Origin of the sequence: Zobellia sp. B3R18, assembly GCF_018860715.1 — a bacterium.
GTDB lineage: Bacteria > Bacteroidota > Bacteroidia > Flavobacteriales > Flavobacteriaceae > Zobellia > Zobellia russellii.
The window spans coordinates 1,316,488-1,336,718 of record NZ_JAHKQG010000011.1; the positions used below are offsets into that span (position 1 = coordinate 1,316,488).

Genomic DNA, 20,231 nt, shown 5'->3' on the forward strand with positions numbered 1-20,231 from the left:
TTGTTGTTGTTGTTGTTGTTTGGTTTCTTTAATTATTATCGTTTTATTATTGGCTAGACTAACATTAAACTGCCCGCTAGGCAGGCTTTTTCTGAGGAGTTTATTGGCATCGATGGTTCCTTTCGTGAGTTTTACCTTTGGGAAATTTTCAAACATATCTACTTGATAAATAAAAGTATAATCTGTTTGACTCATAATTAAGTCAAAGACCTGATCTACAGTTACCGTTTGACTTTTGTCGATTTTTATTTTAACATTTTGCGAAAAAACGTTACTAGGTGTCGCACCAAAAACGCTAAAGCACAATAAGAAAATGGCTGTTCTCATAATGTTCAGAAGTAGCTTTTTTCTATACAAGAAAAAACCCGGAGTTAATTTAATTTCCATAAATTTGGTGGTAATTAGTTAGTTAAACATTTTAATTAATTAGTGATTTAAAAAGGGGGATAAAGCTTTATACTTTCCACGGTCTATGCTTTCTTCCTCCTTATTTTTAATTATTTCAGTAAAATGGTATCGTTTTTTATGTCATAGGCATTTATAAAGTTGGTGTTTTTAATTAGAGTTAATATCTCTTCTATATTTTGGTTTTTGCTAATAACACCTTTAAATTCAATGTGTTCTAATGATTTGTTTTCAAAAACTACATCAGTATCATACCACCTTGACAACACTTTCATGATGTCTTTTAACGGTTTGTTTTTAAAACTAAACAAGCCTCGTTTCCAAGCTATTTCTGAGAAAACATCAACATCTGTTATCACAAAATTGTTATCATTAATATCAAGAACAGCTTGTTCCTTAGGTTTTAAAACCTTTTTATGTTTATCGTTGTTGATGGCAACTTTTCCCTCTACAAGCGTGGTGTAGATATAGTCTTCATCGTTATAAGCTTTAATGTTGAACTCTGTACCTAACACTTCCACTTCTTGTGCTCCTGTATGAACTTTAAATTTAGAACCGCCATTTTCATGACTTGGCGACACATCAAAATAGGCCTCCCCGTAAACTAATTCTACTTGTCTGGTTTTTCCATTTGCAAAAGTTACAGGATACTTTATTTGAGATTCGGAGTTTAACCAAATCTCTGTGCCATCTGATAGGATTACATGATATTGACCACCTCTTGGAATAGTTAAATAATTATGGACAATTTCTTTTGTTGAAGTACTTGGGTCTTTGTATACCAATTCTTGGCCATCACTTGATAAATTGTCAGAAATATATTGTTGTCCTTTCTCTAAATCTACTACAGTACCATCTTCTAAGGTTAAAGTGGCTTTATCTGTACCTATGTTAATATTGTTATTGGTGACTACTGGGTTAACACCTTTTTCAATACTCTCCTTTTGAAATAGAAAAGTGATAGAAATTAGTAGAACAATAGATGCCGCAACGGCATACTTTAAATAGTTGGTTTTCTTAACAGCAACCGGGTTAATCTTCTTATCTATGGCATTCCAACCTTTTTCAATGTCAATTAAAAAAGTTTCATCTTGGTAATTTTCCTTAACCCTAATAAAATATTCTCTATGAAGATCAGATTCATTATACCATTCCCGAAAAATAATGGCTTCTTCATCTGAAAGGGTGTTATTGAGTTTCTTTAAAATTAATTTGAATTCCATTTAGCTGTCTTGTTTAACCATGCTTTAACATTATGACAACAATTAGACAATAATGGGTGACAAGAAAAATATATTTTTTTCAAAATATTTTAGAACTATATGAATTTAAGTCAGATAAAGTGGATTTTTACTGATTTATTTGAAGCAACATAAGAAGAATTGTTACCATTTCGGTAATTTTTGATTTTGCTCTTTTTAGTTGGGTTTTAACTGTATTTATAGAAATTCCTAATTCATTTGCTATTTCTGCATATTTGTAATTGTGCAAAAATTTCAGTTTTACAATTTGTTGCATTTTTTCAGGCAGTGTATCTACAATCCTTAAAATTTGATGATATACAATTGCTTTATCTTCTTCTGAAGTAGAATTAAAAACATGTTCAGTAATTAGATTGATATTAAAATCCAATAATTCTAAATTATCAGTAATCTTTATGGACTTTAAGTAGTTGAAGCATTTGTTTCTCACCATGGCATAGATATAGCCCTTTAGAGAAGTTTCAATATTTAATTTATTTGCATGCTCCCAGATATAGATGAAAATTTCTTGTACAATGTCCTCACTGGAATCTTTATCAAAAAGATAACCGTTAGCATAAACAACAAATTCTTCATAATGCTTATCAAAAAAGTTTTTAAAAACCTTTTCGTTTTTTTTTCTTATTTCCTCAAGAATAAGGTTCATTAATTTAGGGAGCTGTTATCTGTTTTAACAAATCTATATAAGATATTGATGAAAAATTAATATTAAGAAAACATTTGTGAATAATTAAATTTTTATAAATCTCCAATAAACATAAAATTATAATCTTAATACAAGTTGATGAATTTGTAAATCTTTTACATATTCGAAACTTTGCGGAAAGAAAACCCTACGGATACGGGAATAGGTTTGGCTACTATTAGGGCTATTATTGAGAAATTGGGTGGCAGAATCGAATTGAAAAACCACCCAGATAAACGCTCGGGCATTTATTTTCAGATATCACTGCTAAAAGAAACCGGAATAAAACAAAAAAAGCTTCAAAAGTAATTACTCTTGAAGCTTTGAATATTGGTGGAGAATACCGGAGTCGAACCGGTGACCTCTTGCCTGCCAGGCAAGCGCTCTAGCCAGCTGAGCTAATCCCCCATTTTGGCTGGCGCAAAGGAAATACTTTTCTACTAAGTATCAAAATAGTTAGCAAAGTAATTGCAACAACCTATTTAATCCTTCTTTACACTTAGTACAAGTACCGGAATACGTGAAGAGAACTCGGATTTAAGTATGGTGTTCTTTTCCCAAAGTTTCTTGAAGAACCCTCTTTTATGTCTAAATACACATAATAAATCTGGGTGTTGTGCTTCAAAGCGCTCTAACACGCCTAAATAGGTAGTAGGGGCTTCTGTCATCGTTACTTGAGAGCTAACGTCCATAAGTGCCGTGTTTATTCTTAGGTCAGAGTCTGTATACCCTGGTGTTTTTACCAAGAGAAGGTTTACGGTAGAGCCAAATTTTTTCTTGATTTCCAATAACGGATTAAGAATACGGTTTCGTTTTAAAATCCCTGATTTAAACGCAGTCAGAATCACCTTCGGAGCAGTAAAGACACTTCCCTTGGGTACGATCAATGTTGGTATATCCGTTTGCTTTATGATTTTTCCGGAAGTATTTCCAAGATAGACCGCTTCGGTAATATCGTTACTTCTGGGAGCCATGATTATCAAGTCAATACCCAACTCTTTATCTATATCCTTCAGTCCATCAACAATACCACCGTTGTAAGTGGCTATTTTTATTTCAATAGATTTTGTGTCTATTTTCTCTATGACTTCCTTTAACCGTTCCTTGCCACTCTCTGCAAGCTTTTGAGGAACGTTAGCTAAACTTTTACCGGCTCCTACGGATGCATTGAAAACTTCCATCACGTAAATTTCAGAATCGAATTGTGCGGCAAAGTCAACGGCATATTGCAAAGTCTTGTGTGCATCGGGGGAAATACCAATAGGTACCAGTATATGTTTCATATGTTTTCGGATTTATCGTTTAAATTTACGATTTAATAAAACTAATGAAAATGATCTCACCTGCCAAATTATTGGATATTCCACAAATTCTTGAGGTAACTAAAGCCTGTGCCGCTGCAATGATAGCTTATGGAATTTTTCAATGGAACGAGCACTATCCTTCAAAACAGGCATTTGAGGCAGATGTGGAACGAGGGGAGCTGTATGTTTTAAGAATTGAGAATAAAATTATGGGGAGCATCGTAATCTCTACCTTAATGGATGAAGAGTACAAGGCTATAGAATGGTTGACTCCGTCGGCAAAAAATGTCTACATACACAGGGTGGCGGTGCATCCGGATTTTCAAGGAAAAGGCTATGCCCAAAAGATGATGGCTTTTGCGGAGAACCTGGCTAGGGAAAAAGGATTTGTTTCCGTACGCTTAGATACATTCAGTCAAAACAAACGCAATCAAAGGTTTTATGAGGCTAGGGGCTTTAAGCGTTTGGGTGATATTTTCTTTCCTAAACAGAGTGAACATCCTTTTCATTGTTATGAATTAGTGTTGTAATTTCGCCCTCTTGAAGGCCGAAATAAATTTTAAGTCCATTAATAAACTAGCGGTACCTGCCACCATTGCGGGTATTGCAGAACCTTTATTGTCCATTACGGATACCGCCATTGTGGGCAATATTCCCGTAGACGGCCTAGAGTCGCTTGCGGCGGCGGGTATTGTAGGATCTTTTCTTTCTATGTTAATATGGATTTTGGGTCAGACCCGAAGTGCCATATCCGCCATAATTTCCCAGTATTTGGGCGCGGGGCGTATAGATGAGGTAAAAACGTTACCGGCACAAGCGATATTCTTGAATATTGGGCTGAGCATCCTCGTGCTACTTTCCACCATTTTTATCGTAAAGGATATATTTCAATTGCTCAATGCCACGGGTAAGATTCTAGATTATTGTGTGTCTTATTATTCCATTCGGGTATGGGGTTTCCCACTAACGCTCTTCGTATTTGCGGTTATGGGTATTTTTCGTGGGCTCCAAAATACCTACTATCCCATGCTAATCGCTATAGTTGGAGCCGTCCTTAATGTAATACTGGATTTTACTTTTGTTTACGGAATAGAAGGTTATATAGAACCTATGTACCTAGAAGGAGCAGCATGGGCAAGCCTTTTGGCTCAGGCTATTATGGCCATTATGGCGTTTGTTCTATTGATAACAAAAACGGATATTAGTCTTCGGTTGAAATTGCCCGTTCATCAGGAATTGGGAAGATTGGTCGTCATGAGCTTAAATTTGTTCATACGTGCTTTGGCCTTGAATACAGCTTTGATTTTAGCTGTAAGAGAAGCCACGGCATTGGGCCCAAAGTATATTGGCGCACACACTATAGCAATAAATATTTGGCTGTTTTCCGCTTTTTTTATTGACGGATATGCGGGTGCCGGTAATATCATGGGCGGCAGACTTTTAGGGGCGAGGGATTATGACGGTCTGTGGCTATTGGCGAAGAGAATATTGAAATACGGTCTTTGGGTTAGTGTGGTCTTGGTTGCTGCAGGCTTTATATTTTACAAACCTATTGGGTTGCTATTTTCAAAGGAGCCAGAAGTTTTGAGTGCTTTTTACGCAGTATTCTTTATCGTAATTCTTAGCTTACCCATGAATACGATAGCCTTTATTTTTGATGGTATGTTCAAGGGTATGGGAGAAATGAAGTACCTTAGAAACACCCTGTTGGCAGCTACATTTCTAGGTTTTGTTCCTATGCTTTTTCTAGGAAAGTTTATGGACTGGGGGCTTTATGGCATTTGGATAGCTTTTACCGTATGGATGGCCATTCGTGGTGGGGCCTTGGTCGTTAAGTTTGTCAGAAAGTTTAGGCCGCTTTTACAAATCGATTAATTTTGATACTTACATTTGTTGAACAAATAAACCATAGTTATGGGAACTACCCGAGAAAACGGAAGTCTTTATACCAAAATAGATAACAAGGTCGCAACCATAGAGTTTGGCCACCCGGCCAGTAACTCATTTGTAGCGGAGCTATTGGATAGGTTAATGGCGGAGTTTAATAAACTCTCTGATAACGATGCTATATCCGTAATTGTTTTAAGGTCTGAAGGTGACCGCGCTTTTTGTGCTGGTGCTTCTTTTGACGAGCTTATGGCGGTGTCCAATTTGGAGGAAGGCAAGGTGTTTTTTAGCGGTTTTGCCAATGTTATCAATGCCATGCGCCAGTGTAAGAAGGTAATTGTGGGCCGTGTACAAGGTAAGACGGTTGGTGGGGGCGTAGGCCTTGCCGCCGCCTGTGATTATGTGTATGCAACAGAAGCCGCATCCATTAGATTGTCCGAACTTACTATAGGTATTGCTCCATTGGTCATTGCTCCAGCCGTGGAACGCAAAGTGGGAACGGCAGCTATTTCAGAACTGTCATTGGCTCCAACGGAATGGAAAAATGCGTACTGGGCTCAGGAAAAGGGACTTTTCTCTAGGGTTTTTGATGATATAAAGGAATTGGACAAGGCTCTCGATTTTCATGTAGAACAATTATCGACCTATAATCCGGAAGCTCTGGAAGATTGGAAAAAAGTACTCTGGCAGGGTACGGACCACTGGAGCAGTCTTTTGAGCGAGAGAGCGGCCATTACCGGAAAACTGGTGCTTTCGGAATTTACCCGTAACGCGCTTTCTAAATTCAAAAAATAACAATAACCGACTGTAGTTGACGTTTTACTTTTTTAAATCTCAGTTATGAATATTTTAAATTTCCTGAATGGCGACCTTGTTTTTCCCATTCTAGCCCTTTTTGTGGTGGTAGTCTACTTTGTAAACCGCGTTCGTACAAAAAGAAAATTCAAGAGGTAGTTTATCCCTGTTTACATTAGGTTAGCGGGTCTTTAACCAGCCGGTAATGCTCAACCGTTCGCGTTTTGCAGGCTTTACTTCGTGCTCTAAATCTCGGCTTTCAAAAATTACTGCCCTACCCGGAAACGGATAAATGGTTTTTGGTATTTCCCCGTTTTCTCCATTTAGGTATAGAACCAGTTCACCACCGTGCTCGGGTTGCCAATCGTCTTCGTTCAGGTAACAAACTATAGAAAGTTTTCGCCTATCGTCATTTTGAAAGGTATCCAAATGCCTTGCGTAAAACTTTCCTTCTGGATAAACGGCGTAATGAAATTCCTTTCTCATAATTCCCAGAAAACAGGTCTTATTAAGATATGAAGCCAAATCGTTAATGCGGTCAAAGAAAAGTTTGTGGCTGGCGTTAATGATATTTTCATCCATCCAAAGAATAAAATCGCCACGTATTCCGGTTTGTACAACTTCGTTTAATCGGTTTCCAATGGCCGCTTTTTTAAATAGGTCATCTTCATATTTTTCCAAAAGGTCCGTACGTAGGGCGTTTACCGTTTCTTGGGAAAGAAGGTCGTCAACAATACTATAGCCGTTTTCCAAGATATCGGAGATTATCTTTTCATATTGCGAATTCACCGCAAAGTCTAGTTGGTCATACAGTTCTTCCACTTAGATCAAAATTTAAAAGCCGGCAAATGTAATCTATAAAGCAATTGGTTTTACAAAATGAATACCTTTGCACCACAATCCTATTTCATGAGTAAAATTAGAATCACCAAACAGTTCAATTTTGAGACCGGTCACGCGCTATATGGCTATGACGGAAAGTGTAGAAACGTGCATGGCCACAGCTATAAATTATCGGTAACGGTAATCGGTAGCCCTATTACGGATACCTCTCATGTAAAATTAGGGATGGTCATAGATTTTGGCGATTTAAAGAAAATCGTAAAAGAAGAAATCGTAGACCAATTTGATCACGCCACGGTATTCAATAAAAATACGCCACACGTGGATCTGGCCAAAGAATTAACGGATAGGGGGCATAATGTAATTCTTGCGGATTACCAACCTACCAGTGAGAACATGGTCATAGATTTTTCTAAAAAGATAAAGGCCAGACTGCCGGAAAACATCAGCTTACATTCTTTACGATTACAAGAAACTGATACTTCTTTTGCAGAGTGGTACGCATCCGATAATCAGTAACGCCTTTCTAAAAAGGGTATTCGTTATATTTGACATCAGATGAAAACCATTACCGTTCCTCAAGGCAAAAAAGTATATTTTTCCAGTGATAACCATCTTGGAGCACCTACTATGGCAGATAGCCTTCCTCGCGAAAAAAAATTCGTAGCATGGTTAGATGCTATTAAGGAAGATGCTGCCGCTATTTTTCTGATGGGCGACCTTTTCGATTTTTGGATGGAGTACAAAACCGTTGTACCCAAAGGTTTTACCCGTACACTGGGCAAATTGGCCGAAATATCGGATGCCGGTATTCCTATTTATTTCTTTGTAGGGAATCATGATCTGTGGATGAATGGTTATTTTGAGGAAGAGCTGAATATCCCCGTATTTCATAAACCGCAGCAGTATAGTATAAACGGAGTTTCTTTTTTTGTTGGTCATGGTGATGGATTAGGGCCTGATGATATTGGGTACAAGCGGATGAAAAAGGTGTTTACCAATCCTTTGGCCAAATGGTTGTTTAGATGGCTGCATCCGGATATAGGCGTTCGTTTGGCGCAACACTTATCAGTGAAGAACAAACTGATTTCCGGTGATGACGATGCCAAGTTCTTGGGCGAAGACAAAGAGTGGTTGGTGCAGTATGCCAAGCGAAAGTTGGAAACACAGCATTATGACCATTTTATTTTTGGTCACCGACACCTTCCTATGGAAATAGAAGTGGGTGAAAACTCAAAATACACCAATTTAGGCGATTGGATTCATTACTACACCTATGCCGTTTTTGATGGGGAAAAACTAAGTTTGGAGAAATACGAGCCTACTCATTAGCCTCGTGTTCGTCAATATCTTTCTGCAGGTCCAGTTTTCTAAACGTAGGTGATACAATAGCGGTTGCCCCTACCGTCAATAAGGTCATGGCGCCACCAAAAACCACCGCGGTTACCGTTCCCATTAGTTTTGCCGTCAATCCGCTCTCAAAAGCTCCCAGCTCGTTAGAGGAGCCCACGAACATAGAGTTTACAGATGCTACGCGACCTCGCATATTGTCCGGGGTTTTCAATTGCAATATGGTTTGACGGATAATCATGGAAACACCATCTACGGCACCGCTCACGAACAATGCAATTACCGAAAGCCAGAAGTAGGTAGAAAGTCCAAAAACAATCATACAGATACCAAACCCAAATACGGCAAAAAGTAACTTCTTACCTGCGTTTTTATGCAATGGAAAACGAGTAGAGCCCAACATAGTAAGTGCTGCGCCAACCGCAGGAGCAGCCCGTAGAACTCCAAAACCTTCGGAACCTACATGAAGAATATCCTGGGCAAAAATGGGAAGCAGCGCTACCGCTCCACCAAAAAGTACTGCTATCATATCTAACGTTAAAGCCCCAAAAACAGCTTTTGTATTGAATACAAAACGGAGTCCTTCGCGCAGACTTTCAAAGACGGGTTCGCCAATTTTAGGATTGAGTATCGGTTTTCGTTTGATTTGGGACAGAGAGATCAGTGCCATTATGGAGAATCCGAAAATGAGGCACATAGACCAATGTACCCCGATCCAACTAATGGAAAATCCTGCTAAGGCAGGGCCTAATACCGAAGCCAATTGCCATGTGGTACTGCTCCAAGTGGCAGCGTTGGGGTATATTTTTTTAGGAACAATCAAAGCGATAAGGGAAAATATAGTAGGTCCTAAAAATGAACGCACAATACCACCTAGGAATACCAAGAAATAGATGCAGTATAAAATGGTCTTGGTCTCCAGTTTGTCTTCCATGGAAGGCCAGCTGAGCATAAACAGTCCAAAACTGATTACGGAAAACCCGAAGATACATTTTACCAAAAGATTGCGCTTTTCTTTCTGGTCTACAATATGGCCGGCAAAGAGCGCCATTGATACGGCCGGAATCACTTCCATAAGCCCGATTATTCCCAAAGAAAGAGGGTCTTTTGTCATGGAGTATACTTGCCATTCTATAACAATGAATTGCATAGACCATGCAAATACCATGGCAAAACGAACCAGCAAAAAGATATTGAATTCTTTAAAACGTAAGGCAGCATACGGATCCATAAAGACGCTTTTTCGAAAGAAATAAGCCGCAAAGGTATTACTATAAACCGATGAACGGTATACTCATATGTCAAAATTTATTTTCAAGTGCTATTTTCTAAAACTGACTAGCTAGTCGGTTTATTAAAGCCCTGAATTGACTGTAGGGAAGGGTTTTGTCGATAAACGGTTCTTTTTTATATGGGAAAAGTAAAGAAAATAGCACTTTAGAAATGAAAGAAATTCAAAACCGACTCAGTGGTTTGTAGGTTGCTTTAGAGCAAACGAACGAAAACCTTGAGAGGTGTATTTACTTGGTGTGATTCGCAAGTTAAGTTGCATCGAGAAATCCGTTAAATGGTAATTTCGATTCGGTTTCCTTCCGGGTCTAGGATTACACTTTCGTAATAGCCATCTCCTGTAGTTCTGGGTTCACCGGAAATCTGAAATCCGTCAGTTCTTAATTGTTCCGTTAAGGAGTCTACCTTTTCTTTTGAGCCTACGGAGAGTGCAAAATGAATGAAACCTAAATGCTCCTCGGTAGAATTTGATGCCTTAGTAATTTCAGGTTTGTGCATGAGCTCTAGTCGAGATCCTTCATCAAAACTTAGAAAGTGAGAAGTAAAGTTTTTGTTTGGGTTATGATAGCGTTCTCCGCAAACTGCACCAAAATAATGTTCGTAAAACTTTCGCGTACCTTCTAGGTCGGATACCCATATGGCTAGGTGCTCTATCTTCATTGTATATCTTTTAGTTTCATCTGTAAACTAACATTTCCTTGCCATTCATTTTCATCCAAAGAAAATACAGCGCTAAATGGTTTTTTGTTGGTGACAAGAGGTAATTTATCGCCAATATTAAAACCTATGCCGCCAATGGGGCCAATTCCGTTTTGGGTAGCCGCAAGTTTCAAGTGGGCCGCATCTTCACCTACTCCTTTTGCGTAACCCGTATCCTGTAGATTTTCGGCCATAAACACTGGGGTCATATTCCCTGGTCCAAATGGAGCAAACTGTTTTATGATTCGCATGAGTTTGGGTGAAATATCCTCAAAGTCGATTTGGGCATCAACGGAAATTTCAGGAATTAGAAGATTAGGGTCTATAGTCTCCGAGACTACTTTTTCAAATTGCGATTTAAATTTCTCAAACTGTTCTTCCAGCAGAGTGAGTCCGGCTGCATACTTGTGCCCGCCAAACTGTTCGATAAAATCGGAACAACCTTGTAGTGCATTATACACATCAAAACCCTTAACTGAACGTGCCGAAGCAGCTAATTTATCACCACTTTTGGTGAACACAAGTGTAGGACGGTAATAGGTTTCGGTAAGTCGCGAAGCTACAATACCAATTACCCCTTTGTGCCATGAATCTTTATAAACCACAGAAGTAAAGCGCTCTTCTTCCTTGTTTTCTTGGATTTGCGCCAATGCCTCTACGGTAATTTCTTTGTCGAGTCCGCGCCTATCTTGGTTAAATTTTTCAATCTGGGCGGCAAAGGTTTCGGCTTGGGTTAAATCGGTTTCGGTCAAAAGGTTTACGGCATGTTGCCCATGTTCCATACGGCCTGCGGCATTTATCCGCGGAGCGATAATGAACACCACATCAGTAATGGTAAGCACTGATTTTTTTATTTGATTGATGATGGCCTTGAAACCAATTCTAGGATTGGTATTAATGACCTGAAGCCCAAAATAAGCCAATACACGATTTTCGCCCGTCATGGGAACTATATCGGCGCCAATAGCCGTAGCAACCAGGTCAAGGTAGGGAACAAGGTCGTGAATGGTTTCTCCGTGGCTGGAACCTAACGCTTGAATCAGCTTAAAACCAACGCCACAACCACAAAGTTCATCGTATGGATAGTTGCAATCATCTCGTTTAGGATCAAGAACCGCCACCGCGTCAGGAAGGGAGTTGCCGGGTCTGTGGTGATCACAGATTATAAAATCTATTTCTTTTTCTTTGGCATAAGCCACCTTGTCAATGGCTTTTACACCACAATCCAAAGCTATTATCAGCGAAAAACCGTTGTCTTCAGCAAAGTCCACTCCTTTGAAAGAAACTCCATACCCTTCGGTATATCTGTCTGGAATATAGGTAGCAACATTAGGATAGTAGCTCAACAGATAAGAAGAAACTAGGGCCACTGAGGTGGTGCCGTCCACATCATAATCACCATAAACTAGAATATTCTCATTGTTCCCAATGGCCTTTTCAATACGTTCTACCGCAATGTGCATATCCTTCATTAAAAAAGGGTCGTGCAAATGGGATAACTCCGGACGGAAAAACCTTTTGGCCTCGTCATAGGTAGATATACCACGTTGCAATAGCAACTGCGCCACCAAATCATCTACCTTAAGCGCTTTGGCCAATTGGTCAATAGCATCTTGCTCAGGTTTGGGTTTAATGGTCCAGCGCATAGGGTGTGAAAGGGTAAATGTTTGATAAATTAATTACTCAATTTTAAGTATCAAGTTTAAGATTTAAGTTCAAATTCACCTAAAAACTCGATTCTTGAACTCAAAATTTAGTCTTTATGAAAAATGGTCTTGATTTCTAATGTTGCAAATTGTCGGAACATTTCCATTACACCGCAGTATTTCTCAACAGAAAGGTCTACCGCTCTTTGCAGCTTTTTCTCTGCTAGATTTTTTCCATGGAAATGGTACTCGATGGTTACGGCATCATAAAATTTAGGGTGCTCATCGGTTAGATTGGCTATGGTTTCAATGTGAAAGTCATCTACCTCTAACTTCATTTTTTTAATAAGTGAAGCCACATCAAGTCCTGAACAACCCGCTAAACCAGAAAGCATTAGAGCTTTTGGTCGCAATCCTTTTCCTTCGCCTCCGTCATCCGGACCTGCATCTATAGTTAAGTTTAGACCTGATGGATTAGTGCTTTCGAACTGCATGTTACCCAGCCATTTAGTTGTAATATGATTTGTAGTAGCCATAATTTTTATGTTTCTTGTAAGAGTCAAAAATACGATTAATTGATAGATTTTAAGCTTGTATTCCACCTTGTCTTTTGAAAAGAAGGAAAACCAATAAGTCGTAATTCCCCCCAAAAAATAACATGCGGTCCTAGTATGGTGCCATAGACAAAGCACGGATTAGGTCTTAAGATAATTAGTGATATAAGTATAAAAATTTGGTTATGGATTGTCCCCTTTGTGCTTCGGAATCAAAATTTACATTTAAAATCAATGGTTTTGATATTCATGACTGTGTGTCTTGTAATCATCGGTTTGCCAATATAAAAACTGATGAAAAGCATGTAGATAACACCTATGATGATTCTTATTTTAATGATGGAGGTGCTGGTTATTCGGATTATTTATTAGAATCTGATTTACTATACGAACGCGGTAAGAGGTATGCGAAAAAAATGGAACAGATTATTGGCAAAAAGGGAAGGGTTTTAGATGTAGGGGCAGCGGCAGGATGTATTTTAAAGGGGTATGTAGACGAAGGTTGGAACGGTATTGGAATAGAACCTAATCATCAAATGGCGCAATACGGTCGTAAAAAATATAACTTGCAAATTGAACAAGGTGCTTTTGAAAGCTTCAGGCCTCATGAAAGGTTTGACCTTGTCTCTATGATACAGGTTGTTCCTCACTTTTATGAACAACAAAAAGCATTTATGAATGCTTCCAAGGTGTTAAAGGATGATGGTTTTTTGCTCATAGAATCATGGAATAGGCAAAGTATTTCCGCTAGAGTCTTTGGGAAAAGCTGGCATGAATATGCACCCCCAAGTGTTTTACACTGGTATTCCTTAGAAGGGCTGACAATTTTCTTGAAAAACTTTGGATTTGAGCGGGTTTCTCATGGAAGACCCTCAAAAAAAATATCTGGAAGACATATAAAATCGCTGCTTGAATATAAGATAGGGAAGAATTTTATGTTAAATATGATTCCTGAAAAAGTAAATTTTCCTTATCCATCCGAAGATTTGTTTTGGGCTTTGTTCCGTAAAAAATGCACCTTAAAAATTAAAGATTAGTCCGAAAGAATCTTTGCGACTTGGGTTTGTAATGTGGGAACCACATCTATCTCAAACCAAGGATTTTTGGACATCCAAAATCTATTTACCGGAGAAGGGTGCGGCAGTGGAAAAAACTTAGGCAAAAACTCATGGTAGTTAGCTACGTTCTCTGTAAGGTTGCGCTTAGATTGATCTTTCAAATAACGGTCTTGGGCATATTTTCCAATGACCAGAATTAGTTTCACTTCTTCTAACTCCTTCCAGAAATGGTCATGCCATAGCGGTGCACATTCCTTACGTGGCGGTAAATCACCTGTTTTTCCTTTTCCAGGAAAGCAAAACCCCATGGGTAAAACCGCAAAATTATCCGGATTGTAGAATTGTTCATCGGTAACACCTAACCATTCCCTAAGTTTTCTGCCACTTGGATCATCCCATGCTTTGTTATGGTCATGAGCTTTTTTTCCTGGCGCCTGACTGACCAAAATAATTTTTGATTTCTGAGAGCCGGCCACAATTGGTCTTGGGCCTAAAGGCAAATGCTCGCTGCAAACCTCACATGCTCGTATTTCGGAAAGCAGTTTCTGCATAGGGTTATTTTCTTTTCAATGGGTGTTTCTCAAAATTTAGACCTTCAAATCCGGTTTTCATAAAATTACGAATGTTCTGGTGTCCTGTACCTCGTGCATCTTTGAGAACATCGGTAAAATAGAAATCGCCAAAACAGGCTAGGGTCTCATCTTTACTAAGCTCTTGTGCTTTGGCAAAAGCAAAAAGTTTGCAAGAACCGGAATTCTGTCCTTCGGCATTTTCTAAGGTACCGTTGGTAAAGGCTGTGGGAGTAAAGTCGTAATTGGCGTCAATTACTGACATGGTTTCTGAAAACGCTATGGTTTCAGGAGTGGATTTTAATTTTTTTAGGAATGTATCTAAGGTCATTAGTATTATTTTTTTCCGGCAACAATTATTACTATTTCGCCTTTAGGAGGTTTTTGGGTAAAGTGGGCTACGAGCTCTTCTGCCGTTCCCCTTAGTGTTTCCTCGTAAAGCTTTGTAAGCTCCCGTGAAACGGAAACTTGCCTGTCCGCGCCAAAATACTCGGCAAATTGGCCTAAGGTCTTAATCAACTTATAAGGAGATTCGTAGAAAATTATAGTACGGGTTTCTTCCGCTAATAATTTTAGTCGGGTCTGGCGTCCTTTTTTTGGAGGAAGAAACCCTTCAAAAACAAATTTATCATTTGGAAGCCCGCTGTTCACTAGGGCAGGCACAAATGCCGTAGCTCCGGGAAGACAGTCTACTTCTATGTTTTTTTCAACACAGGCCCGGGTCAATAAAAAACCGGGGTCTGATATGGCCGGTGTTCCTGCATCGGAAATTAAAGCAATGGTTTCACCGGCTTGTAAACGCTTTACCAAAGCATCAACCGTTTTGTGCTCATTGTGCATATGGTGACTCTGCATCTGCGTGGTAATCTCAAAATGCTGAAGTAGTTTTCCACTGGTACGGGTATCTTCCGCAAGTATACAGTCTACTTCTTTTAATACACGAATGGCCCGCAAGGTCATATCCTCAAGATTGCCAATAGGTGTTGGTACCAAATACAATTTTCCCATAAAAATTATTGTCGTAGCTCGTTCCCTACAAAATAGGCAACTAGCGTTGCTATAGCCGCTATAAAGGCAATCAGGTAGTCCTGGCCGTCGGTTATATAATGTGCAAAGAACGCTAAAAGTGTATCAAAAAAGAAACCTGCATAGGCCCATTCTCTAAGCCATACGGAGAAATTACCCCATATGGCTATTAAACCGAGTATTTTAGCAATGGCCAAAGGGTAAATTAGATAGGTAGGGTAACCTAGGTGCTCAAAGAAACCTGCAATCATTTCATAGTTGGTGAAATAATTGTAGATAGAGAACAACATAATCGCGGTCAAAACCCCTAGGGCCGACCAGTAAATGAGTTTTAAAGTTTTCATTGGGGGGCAATTTTTACTCTAAAATAATGATTAGCATTAACACTAGGCCCAATTTTGGTCAAAAAAAACCCTTTGTTTTAACAAAGGGCCTGTGTTTTTATGGGGGTAAAAGGTAAAACTAGGAGAATTTACGCTCAATAAACTGCATAAAGCGCTCCGCATATTCTTCCTTGCCCGACCAGTTGTTATAGTCAGGTTTCACCATATTTTCTATAAATGAGATAGAACGTTCCTCGCTATCTATAGTATTCAATTGGGATAAGACTCTATTGTAGTCTTCCATGCTGTCATTAAAAAGATGCTTAACAAAGGCCAATCTGTTGTTAAGGTCTATTTTAAGCTCTTTGTTAGAAACTTTATCGTTCAAAGATTTAGTATGCACCTCTTTTTTAGGGGCTACACCGTTTGGTTTAGGGGCCACAGGCTTTTGCGGTTCAAAAAGTTCCTGATCGTTTTTCATATAGTCCGGCTTGGCCAAAAATTCCTTCAAAACCTCATCTACATGGTCTTCATGGCTGGGCATTTCCGAAATAAAACCTTTAATAGTGTCCATGCCCGGGGTAATAATGTCTTCTTCATGCGGATTGCTCTCGGGTACAGAGGCATTTTCTCTCAGGACCGCATTGGCCATCTTCTCAAATTTGGCTGCAATAACATTTTTTGATACGTCTATTTCTATGTCGTTTAATTTCTCCTCTATATATTTAAGAACGGCCAATTTTTCATACAGATTCTTGGCGGCATCGTACATGTCGCTAATTTCCATATCACGAGAAGTGATAATATCAGTAGATAATTTTCGCAGTTCTTCCTTTAATTTGTTCTTCATCGGTCAATTTTTTCTAATTCTACCGGGTTTGGGTAAAAAAGGTATCTCTATCTTTGCTAACTTTAAATTCTGAACTCTAAGGAAATGTTATTTTGATTAAAATAACGGCTCAACTAAAGTTCTATAATATTAAGAACGAAAATCCCCATATTTTCGTCTAAAAATACAAAATGTTTCTCGAAAATACTGTTAATCACAAAGAACAATTCGGGTGGATAGAGGTCATCTGCGGTTCAATGTTCTCGGGTAAGACCGAAGAGCTGATCCGAAGATTAAAACGGGCTCAGTTCGCCAAGCAAAAGGTTGAAATTTTTAAGCCGATGGTAGATGTTCGTTATGACGAGAACATGGTTGTTTCTCATGATGCGAACGAAATTCGCTCCACACCTGTACCTGCAGCGGCCAATATTCGGATTCTAGGCGATACCTGCGATGTAATAGGTATTGACGAGGCCCAATTTTTTGATGATGAAATTGTTACGGTCTGTAATGATTTGGCAAACAAGGGGGTGCGTGTGGTGGTTGCCGGTCTAGATATGGATTTTAAAGGCAATCCTTTTGGGCCAATGCCCGCGTTAATGGCTACCGCAGAATATGTAACCAAAGTACATGCTATATGCACGCGTACGGGTAATCTGGCCAACTACAGCTATAGAAAATCCAGCAATGACAACTTGGTTTTATTAGGTGAAACGGAAGAGTATGAGCCTTTGAGCCGTGCGGCCTATTACAAGGCGAGATTAAAGGAGAAAGTCAAGCATTTAGAGGTGAAGAGCGAAGAGATAAAAAGCAACGATAACGATAAGAAAGCCGATGGCGAAAGCAGGTGAGACCGTTCTGGAGATAGACCTTTTGGCTTTAGAGCACAACTACAGGTTTTTAAAATCTAAAATAGATTCCAACACAAAGTTTTTAGGTGTCGTAAAGGCATTTGCGTACGGAAGCGATTCTGTGGCCATTGCCCGAAAATTAGAAACCATTGGGGCAGATTATCTTGCTGTGGCCTATGTTAACGAGGGTGTGGCTTTACGTGAAGCCGGAATAAAGATTCCTATACTGGTATTGCACCCGTTACCTGTTAGTTTTGATAACCTGATTGCTTATAACTTGGAACCCAATATATATTCTCCTAAAATATTGGCCAATTTTCTAGAGGTTGCCAAAAGCGAGGGGTTAAAGCAATATCCTATTCACCTAAAGTTTAATACCGGACTCAATAGACTTGGTTTTACGGAGCATCAGATTAATGAGTTATGTGATGTATTGAGCGACCAAGATGAAGTTGAGGTGGTCTCGGTATTTTCACATTTGGCGGCATCCGAGGATTCGAGCGAGCGGGAGTTTACGGAAAACCAAATTACAACCTTCAGAAATATTACCAATATGCTTATTCCTAAACTAGGAAAAGTACCCATGTTGCATTTGTTGAATACTTCGGGCATTATAAATTATGCCAGTGCACAATTTGATATGGTACGCAGTGGCATTGGCCTTTATGGATTTGGAAACGAAGCGGCTATAGACAAACAACTTAAACCGGTGGCCACGTTAAAAACGGTTATATCTCAAATTCATACAATAGAAAAAGGACAGAGTATTGGTTACAACCGGGCATACAAAGCAGATGAAGCTGTTATTATTGCTACTTTGCCAGTAGGTCATGCAGACGGTATAGGAAGACAATACGGCAATGGAAAAGCTTATGTAACCATCAATGGAAAAAAAGCACCCATTGTTGGCAACGTGTGTATGGATATGATAATGGTAAACGTAACCGGAATAGATTGTAATGAGGGTGATGAGGTGGTTGTTTTTGGTGCAAACCCAACTGCTGAACAGTTTGCAAGTGGTGCCAAAACAATCTCATACGAAATACTTACTGGCATTTCGCAGCGTGTTACGCGAATCATTGTGGATAATTAATATTTACAAGCATTATTTTAGAGTAAGCTTTTTTTGTTAATTTGCAGTGCATTGAATTGCGCTATAAATTAATTAACCATTAAAAACACTAAATCATGTTAAAGGAATTTAAGAATTTTATTATGACGGGCAACGTTATTGAATTTGCCGTTGCAGTTATAATGGCCGGAGCCGTAGGTCTAGTAGTAAACGGATTTGTAAATGACATTGTTATGCCAGTTGTTGGTGAATTTACAGGTGGTGTAGATTTCGCTAACTTAAAGCATGTACTTACTCCTGCATCAGGTGTAGAAGGAGAAGCAGGTTACGTTGCTGAAAACGCTATTCGTTACGGTGCTTGGATCAATACCATTGTAAACTTATTGATCGTAGGTTTTGTAATGTTTATGATCGTTAAGGCTTATGCCAAGGCAAAAGGTCCTGCTCCAGAACCAGCTCCAACAGGTCCTTCTCAAGAAGATTTATTAGGAGAAATCAGAGATTTGCTTAAAAAGCAATAAGAATATAGGTTGCCCATTTGGGTAGACCACCGCTGCACTGCAGTTTAACATTAAAACCGTCATTGAAGCTCGCAACTTCTTTGGCGGTTCTTTTTTGCATGATTGTTACATTTAAAACAATTTGTTAAATAATGTTGATACGGATTTAAAATGCTTGTGAGGTCAATAGGGTTGCACTACATTTGTGCTTCTAAAATTAATTAAAGATGAAAGTAGCCGTTGTAGGTGCCACTGGTATGGTTGGCGAGGTGATGCTCAAGGTGTTGAGCGAACGTAATTTTCCAATTACGGAATTGCTATTGGTCGCTTCTGAGCGCTCTGTAGGAAAAAAACTCTCTTATAAAGATAAAGAATATACCATAATTGGTTTGGCGGATGCCGTAGCGGCAAAGCCGGACATTGCCATATTTTCAGCAGGAGGAGATACCTCTTTGGAATGGGCTCCTAAATTTGCTGAGGCCGGTACTACAGTTGTGGATAATTCCTCGGCTTGGAGAATGGACCCGACCAAGAAATTGGTGGTTCCTGAAATCAATGCGGGTGAATTGACTAAAGAAGACAAGATTATTGCTAACCCTAACTGTTCTACTATTCAGTTGGTTATGGCTTTGTCTCCTTTGCACAAGAAATACAAAATGAAGCGTGTGGTCATTTCAACATACCAATCGGTATCAGGAACAGGTGTTAAAGCCGTACGTCAGTTAGAGAACGAAATGACGGGAGTTCAAGGCGAAATGGCCTATCCTTATCCTATCAACAGAAATGCATTGCCTCATTGTGATGTTTTCTTGGAAAACGGGTATACCAAAGAAGAAATGAAGTTGGCCCGTGAGCCACAAAAAATATTGGATGACCATAGTTTCTCTATCAGTGCTACGGCCGTTCGTATTCCTACTGCTGGAGGACATTCGGAATCAGTAAACGTTGAGTTTGAAAACGACTTTGATTTGAACGATGTTCGTAAACTGTTAAATGATACTCCTGGTGTTACCGTACAGGATAATCCTGACACCAACACCTATCCTATGCCTATTTATGCGCATGATAAGGATGAAGTTTTTGTTGGCCGTATCCGTAGGGATGAGTCGCAACGCAATACATTAAATATGTGGATTGTTGCTGATAACTTGCGTAAGGGTGCTGCAACAAATGCGGTGCAAATTGCTGAGTATTTGTTAGAAAACCGTTTGGTATAAAACATATATACTTTCTAAATTTTTAGTTAAAACCTATGCTGTGCAATGCCGGCATAGGTTTTTTTA

Annotated in this window: 24 protein-coding genes, 1 tRNA gene and 1 pseudogene; 11 read left to right on the top strand and 15 right to left on the bottom strand. The window is 39.1% G+C overall.

Going from position 1 to position 20,231, the window contains the following annotated elements:
* The 3 genes and pseudogenes from KO513_RS12015 to KO513_RS12025 form a co-directional block, all read right to left on the bottom strand.
* Positions 1-387 (bottom strand): annotated as a pseudogene (locus tag KO513_RS12015) (SusC/RagA family TonB-linked outer membrane protein); the annotation flags it as partial.
* A 110-nt stretch (positions 388-497) separates the two neighbouring features.
* Positions 498-1,628, bottom strand: coding sequence for a FecR family protein (locus KO513_RS12020; protein ID WP_215913571.1), 1,131 nt, complete (start codon positions 1,626-1,628; stop codon positions 498-500).
* 127 nt (positions 1,629-1,755) lie between these two features.
* On the bottom strand, positions 1,756-2,313 hold the full coding sequence (locus tag KO513_RS12025; RefSeq protein ID WP_215913572.1) for an RNA polymerase sigma factor: 558 nt from the start codon (positions 2,311-2,313) through the stop codon (positions 1,756-1,758).
* A 171-nt stretch (positions 2,314-2,484) separates the two neighbouring features.
* Here KO513_RS12025 and KO513_RS12030 point away from each other — a divergent pair, with 171 nt between their 5' ends.
* The gene (locus KO513_RS12030) at positions 2,485-2,661 is read left to right on the top strand and encodes a hypothetical protein (RefSeq protein WP_215913573.1); all 177 of its coding nucleotides are present in this window, start codon (positions 2,485-2,487) and stop codon (positions 2,659-2,661) included.
* A gap of 22 nt (positions 2,662-2,683) precedes the next feature.
* Here the strand turns inward: KO513_RS12030 and KO513_RS12035 are convergent.
* A tRNA-Ala gene (locus tag KO513_RS12035) sits at positions 2,684-2,760 on the bottom strand.
* A gap of 74 nt (positions 2,761-2,834) precedes the next feature.
* Positions 2,835-3,635 carry a universal stress protein gene (locus tag KO513_RS12040; protein ID WP_215437101.1) on the bottom strand — a complete coding sequence of 267 codons (801 nt, stop codon included), beginning with the start codon at positions 3,633-3,635 and terminating at the stop codon, positions 2,835-2,837.
* A gap of 50 nt (positions 3,636-3,685) precedes the next feature.
* Between KO513_RS12040 and KO513_RS12045 the strand changes: the two genes are divergently transcribed.
* From KO513_RS12045 to KO513_RS12055, 3 genes are read left to right on the top strand one after another with little or no spacing between them, the layout of a single operon-like run.
* Positions 3,686-4,186, top strand: coding sequence for a GNAT family N-acetyltransferase (locus tag KO513_RS12045; RefSeq protein WP_215914024.1), 501 nt, complete (start codon positions 3,686-3,688; stop codon positions 4,184-4,186).
* Between the two features lie 10 nt (positions 4,187-4,196).
* Complete coding sequence (locus tag KO513_RS12050; RefSeq protein ID WP_215437105.1) at positions 4,197-5,531, top strand: MATE family efflux transporter; 1,335 nt, start codon at positions 4,197-4,199, stop codon at positions 5,529-5,531.
* A gap of 39 nt (positions 5,532-5,570) precedes the next feature.
* Positions 5,571-6,338, top strand: coding sequence for an enoyl-CoA hydratase/isomerase family protein (locus KO513_RS12055; RefSeq protein WP_215913574.1), 768 nt, complete (start codon positions 5,571-5,573; stop codon positions 6,336-6,338).
* 180 nt (positions 6,339-6,518) lie between these two features.
* Here KO513_RS12055 and KO513_RS12060 read toward each other — a convergent pair whose 3' ends face one another.
* The gene (locus tag KO513_RS12060) at positions 6,519-7,160 is read right to left on the bottom strand and encodes a 2OG-Fe(II) oxygenase (protein WP_215437110.1); all 642 of its coding nucleotides are present in this window, start codon (positions 7,158-7,160) and stop codon (positions 6,519-6,521) included.
* An 87-nt stretch (positions 7,161-7,247) separates the two neighbouring features.
* On the opposite strand from KO513_RS12060, the gene KO513_RS12065 reads away from it, so the two are divergent.
* Positions 7,248-7,700 carry a 6-pyruvoyl trahydropterin synthase family protein gene (locus KO513_RS12065; protein ID WP_215437113.1) on the top strand — a complete coding sequence of 151 codons (453 nt, stop codon included), beginning with the start codon at positions 7,248-7,250 and terminating at the stop codon, positions 7,698-7,700.
* Between the two features lie 39 nt (positions 7,701-7,739).
* Positions 7,740-8,513, top strand: coding sequence for a UDP-2,3-diacylglucosamine diphosphatase (locus tag KO513_RS12070; protein WP_215913575.1), 774 nt, complete (start codon positions 7,740-7,742; stop codon positions 8,511-8,513).
* Here the strand turns inward: KO513_RS12070 and KO513_RS12075 are convergent.
* The 4 genes from KO513_RS12075 to KO513_RS12090 form a co-directional block, all read right to left on the bottom strand.
* Positions 8,503-9,762: an MFS transporter gene (locus KO513_RS12075; protein WP_215913576.1), complete on the bottom strand. Its 1,260-nt coding sequence runs from the start codon at positions 9,760-9,762 to the stop codon at positions 8,503-8,505. The two genes, KO513_RS12070 and KO513_RS12075, sit on opposite strands and share 11 nt — an antisense overlap.
* A gap of 332 nt (positions 9,763-10,094) precedes the next feature.
* The gene (locus KO513_RS12080; RefSeq protein WP_215913577.1) at positions 10,095-10,481 is read right to left on the bottom strand and encodes a VOC family protein; all 387 of its coding nucleotides are present in this window, start codon (positions 10,479-10,481) and stop codon (positions 10,095-10,097) included.
* Positions 10,478-12,166: a single-stranded-DNA-specific exonuclease RecJ gene (gene recJ, locus KO513_RS12085; RefSeq protein ID WP_215913578.1), complete on the bottom strand. Its 1,689-nt coding sequence runs from the start codon at positions 12,164-12,166 to the stop codon at positions 10,478-10,480. Before recJ ends, KO513_RS12080 begins: the two co-directional genes overlap by 4 nt.
* A gap of 107 nt (positions 12,167-12,273) precedes the next feature.
* The gene (locus tag KO513_RS12090) at positions 12,274-12,702 is read right to left on the bottom strand and encodes an OsmC family protein (protein WP_038236370.1); all 429 of its coding nucleotides are present in this window, start codon (positions 12,700-12,702) and stop codon (positions 12,274-12,276) included.
* Between the two features lie 203 nt (positions 12,703-12,905).
* Here KO513_RS12090 and KO513_RS12095 point away from each other — a divergent pair, with 203 nt between their 5' ends.
* Positions 12,906-13,757: a class I SAM-dependent methyltransferase gene (locus tag KO513_RS12095; RefSeq protein ID WP_215913579.1), complete on the top strand. Its 852-nt coding sequence runs from the start codon at positions 12,906-12,908 to the stop codon at positions 13,755-13,757.
* On the opposite strand, the gene KO513_RS12100 is transcribed toward KO513_RS12095, so the two are convergent.
* The 5 genes from KO513_RS12100 to KO513_RS12120 all read right to left on the bottom strand — a co-directional run bounded on the left by KO513_RS12100 (position 13,754) and on the right by KO513_RS12120 (position 16,546).
* Positions 13,754-14,329 (bottom strand): uracil-DNA glycosylase family protein, encoded by a 576-nt coding sequence (locus tag KO513_RS12100; protein WP_215913580.1) that lies wholly within the window; start codon positions 14,327-14,329, stop codon positions 13,754-13,756. The two genes, KO513_RS12095 and KO513_RS12100, sit on opposite strands and share 4 nt — an antisense overlap.
* 4 nt (positions 14,330-14,333) lie before the next feature.
* Positions 14,334-14,678, bottom strand: a complete 345-nt coding sequence (locus tag KO513_RS12105) for a HopJ type III effector protein (RefSeq protein WP_215913581.1) — start codon at positions 14,676-14,678, stop codon at positions 14,334-14,336.
* 5 nt (positions 14,679-14,683) lie between these two features.
* A complete protein-coding gene (gene rsmI / locus KO513_RS12110) occupies positions 14,684-15,355 on the bottom strand; it encodes a 16S rRNA (cytidine(1402)-2'-O)-methyltransferase (protein ID WP_215913582.1) in 672 nt (223 codons plus the stop codon).
* A 5-nt stretch (positions 15,356-15,360) separates the two neighbouring features.
* On the bottom strand, positions 15,361-15,717 hold the full coding sequence (locus KO513_RS12115) for a DoxX family protein (RefSeq protein WP_215437133.1): 357 nt from the start codon (positions 15,715-15,717) through the stop codon (positions 15,361-15,363).
* 118 nt (positions 15,718-15,835) lie between these two features.
* Positions 15,836-16,546 carry a hypothetical protein gene (locus KO513_RS12120; protein ID WP_215437136.1) on the bottom strand — a complete coding sequence of 237 codons (711 nt, stop codon included), beginning with the start codon at positions 16,544-16,546 and terminating at the stop codon, positions 15,836-15,838.
* 170 nt (positions 16,547-16,716) lie between these two features.
* Here KO513_RS12120 and KO513_RS12125 point away from each other — a divergent pair, with 170 nt between their 5' ends.
* From KO513_RS12125 to KO513_RS12140, 4 genes are all read left to right on the top strand, one after another.
* Positions 16,717-17,376: a thymidine kinase gene (locus KO513_RS12125; protein WP_215437138.1), complete on the top strand. Its 660-nt coding sequence runs from the start codon at positions 16,717-16,719 to the stop codon at positions 17,374-17,376.
* Positions 17,360-18,469, top strand: coding sequence for an alanine racemase (gene alr, locus KO513_RS12130; RefSeq protein ID WP_215913583.1), 1,110 nt, complete (start codon positions 17,360-17,362; stop codon positions 18,467-18,469). Before KO513_RS12125 ends, alr begins: the two co-directional genes overlap by 17 nt.
* Positions 18,470-18,564: 95 nt before the next feature.
* Positions 18,565-18,969 (top strand): large conductance mechanosensitive channel protein MscL, encoded by a 405-nt coding sequence (mscL, locus tag KO513_RS12135; RefSeq protein ID WP_215913584.1) that lies wholly within the window; start codon positions 18,565-18,567, stop codon positions 18,967-18,969.
* Between the two features lie 206 nt (positions 18,970-19,175).
* Positions 19,176-20,165 (top strand): aspartate-semialdehyde dehydrogenase, encoded by a 990-nt coding sequence (locus tag KO513_RS12140; protein ID WP_215913585.1) that lies wholly within the window; start codon positions 19,176-19,178, stop codon positions 20,163-20,165.
* The last annotated feature ends 66 nt before the right edge of the window (positions 20,166-20,231 follow it).

What these genes read in the sequence shown, in the direction of transcription:
- KO513_RS12125 (WP_215437138.1), top strand. Translation starts at nt 16,717, where the DNA reads ATGTTTCTCGAAAATACTGTTAATCACAAAGAACAATTCGGGTGGATA.
- KO513_RS12020 (WP_215913571.1), bottom strand. Translation starts at nt 1,628, where the DNA reads ATGGAATTCAAATTAATTTTAAAGAAACTCAATAACACCCTTTCAGAT.
- KO513_RS12080 (WP_215913577.1), bottom strand. Translation starts at nt 10,481, where the DNA reads ATGAAGATAGAGCACCTAGCCATATGGGTATCCGACCTAGAAGGTACG.
- KO513_RS12070 (WP_215913575.1), top strand. Translation starts at nt 7,740, where the DNA reads ATGAAAACCATTACCGTTCCTCAAGGCAAAAAAGTATATTTTTCCAGT.
- KO513_RS12105 (WP_215913581.1), bottom strand. Translation starts at nt 14,678, where the DNA reads ATGACCTTAGATACATTCCTAAAAAAATTAAAATCCACTCCTGAAACC.
- KO513_RS12115 (WP_215437133.1), bottom strand. Translation starts at nt 15,717, where the DNA reads ATGAAAACTTTAAAACTCATTTACTGGTCGGCCCTAGGGGTTTTGACC.
- mscL (WP_215913584.1), top strand. Translation starts at nt 18,565, where the DNA reads ATGTTAAAGGAATTTAAGAATTTTATTATGACGGGCAACGTTATTGAA.
- KO513_RS12040 (WP_215437101.1), bottom strand. Translation starts at nt 3,635, where the DNA reads ATGAAACATATACTGGTACCTATTGGTATTTCCCCCGATGCACACAAG.
- recJ (WP_215913578.1), bottom strand. Translation starts at nt 12,166, where the DNA reads ATGCGCTGGACCATTAAACCCAAACCTGAGCAAGATGCTATTGACCAA.
- KO513_RS12090 (WP_038236370.1), bottom strand. Translation starts at nt 12,702, where the DNA reads ATGGCTACTACAAATCATATTACAACTAAATGGCTGGGTAACATGCAG.
- KO513_RS12055 (WP_215913574.1), top strand. Translation starts at nt 5,571, where the DNA reads ATGGGAACTACCCGAGAAAACGGAAGTCTTTATACCAAAATAGATAAC.
- KO513_RS12065 (WP_215437113.1), top strand. Translation starts at nt 7,248, where the DNA reads ATGAGTAAAATTAGAATCACCAAACAGTTCAATTTTGAGACCGGTCAC.
- KO513_RS12025 (WP_215913572.1), bottom strand. Translation starts at nt 2,313, where the DNA reads ATGAACCTTATTCTTGAGGAAATAAGAAAAAAAAACGAAAAGGTTTTT.
- KO513_RS12140 (WP_215913585.1), top strand. Translation starts at nt 19,176, where the DNA reads ATGAAAGTAGCCGTTGTAGGTGCCACTGGTATGGTTGGCGAGGTGATG.
- KO513_RS12100 (WP_215913580.1), bottom strand. Translation starts at nt 14,329, where the DNA reads ATGCAGAAACTGCTTTCCGAAATACGAGCATGTGAGGTTTGCAGCGAG.
- KO513_RS12095 (WP_215913579.1), top strand. Translation starts at nt 12,906, where the DNA reads ATGGATTGTCCCCTTTGTGCTTCGGAATCAAAATTTACATTTAAAATC.
- KO513_RS12120 (WP_215437136.1), bottom strand. Translation starts at nt 16,546, where the DNA reads ATGAAGAACAAATTAAAGGAAGAACTGCGAAAATTATCTACTGATATT.
- alr (WP_215913583.1), top strand. Translation starts at nt 17,360, where the DNA reads ATGGCGAAAGCAGGTGAGACCGTTCTGGAGATAGACCTTTTGGCTTTA.
- rsmI (WP_215913582.1), bottom strand. Translation starts at nt 15,355, where the DNA reads ATGGGAAAATTGTATTTGGTACCAACACCTATTGGCAATCTTGAGGAT.
- KO513_RS12045 (WP_215914024.1), top strand. Translation starts at nt 3,686, where the DNA reads ATGATCTCACCTGCCAAATTATTGGATATTCCACAAATTCTTGAGGTA.
- KO513_RS12075 (WP_215913576.1), bottom strand. Translation starts at nt 9,762, where the DNA reads ATGGATCCGTATGCTGCCTTACGTTTTAAAGAATTCAATATCTTTTTG.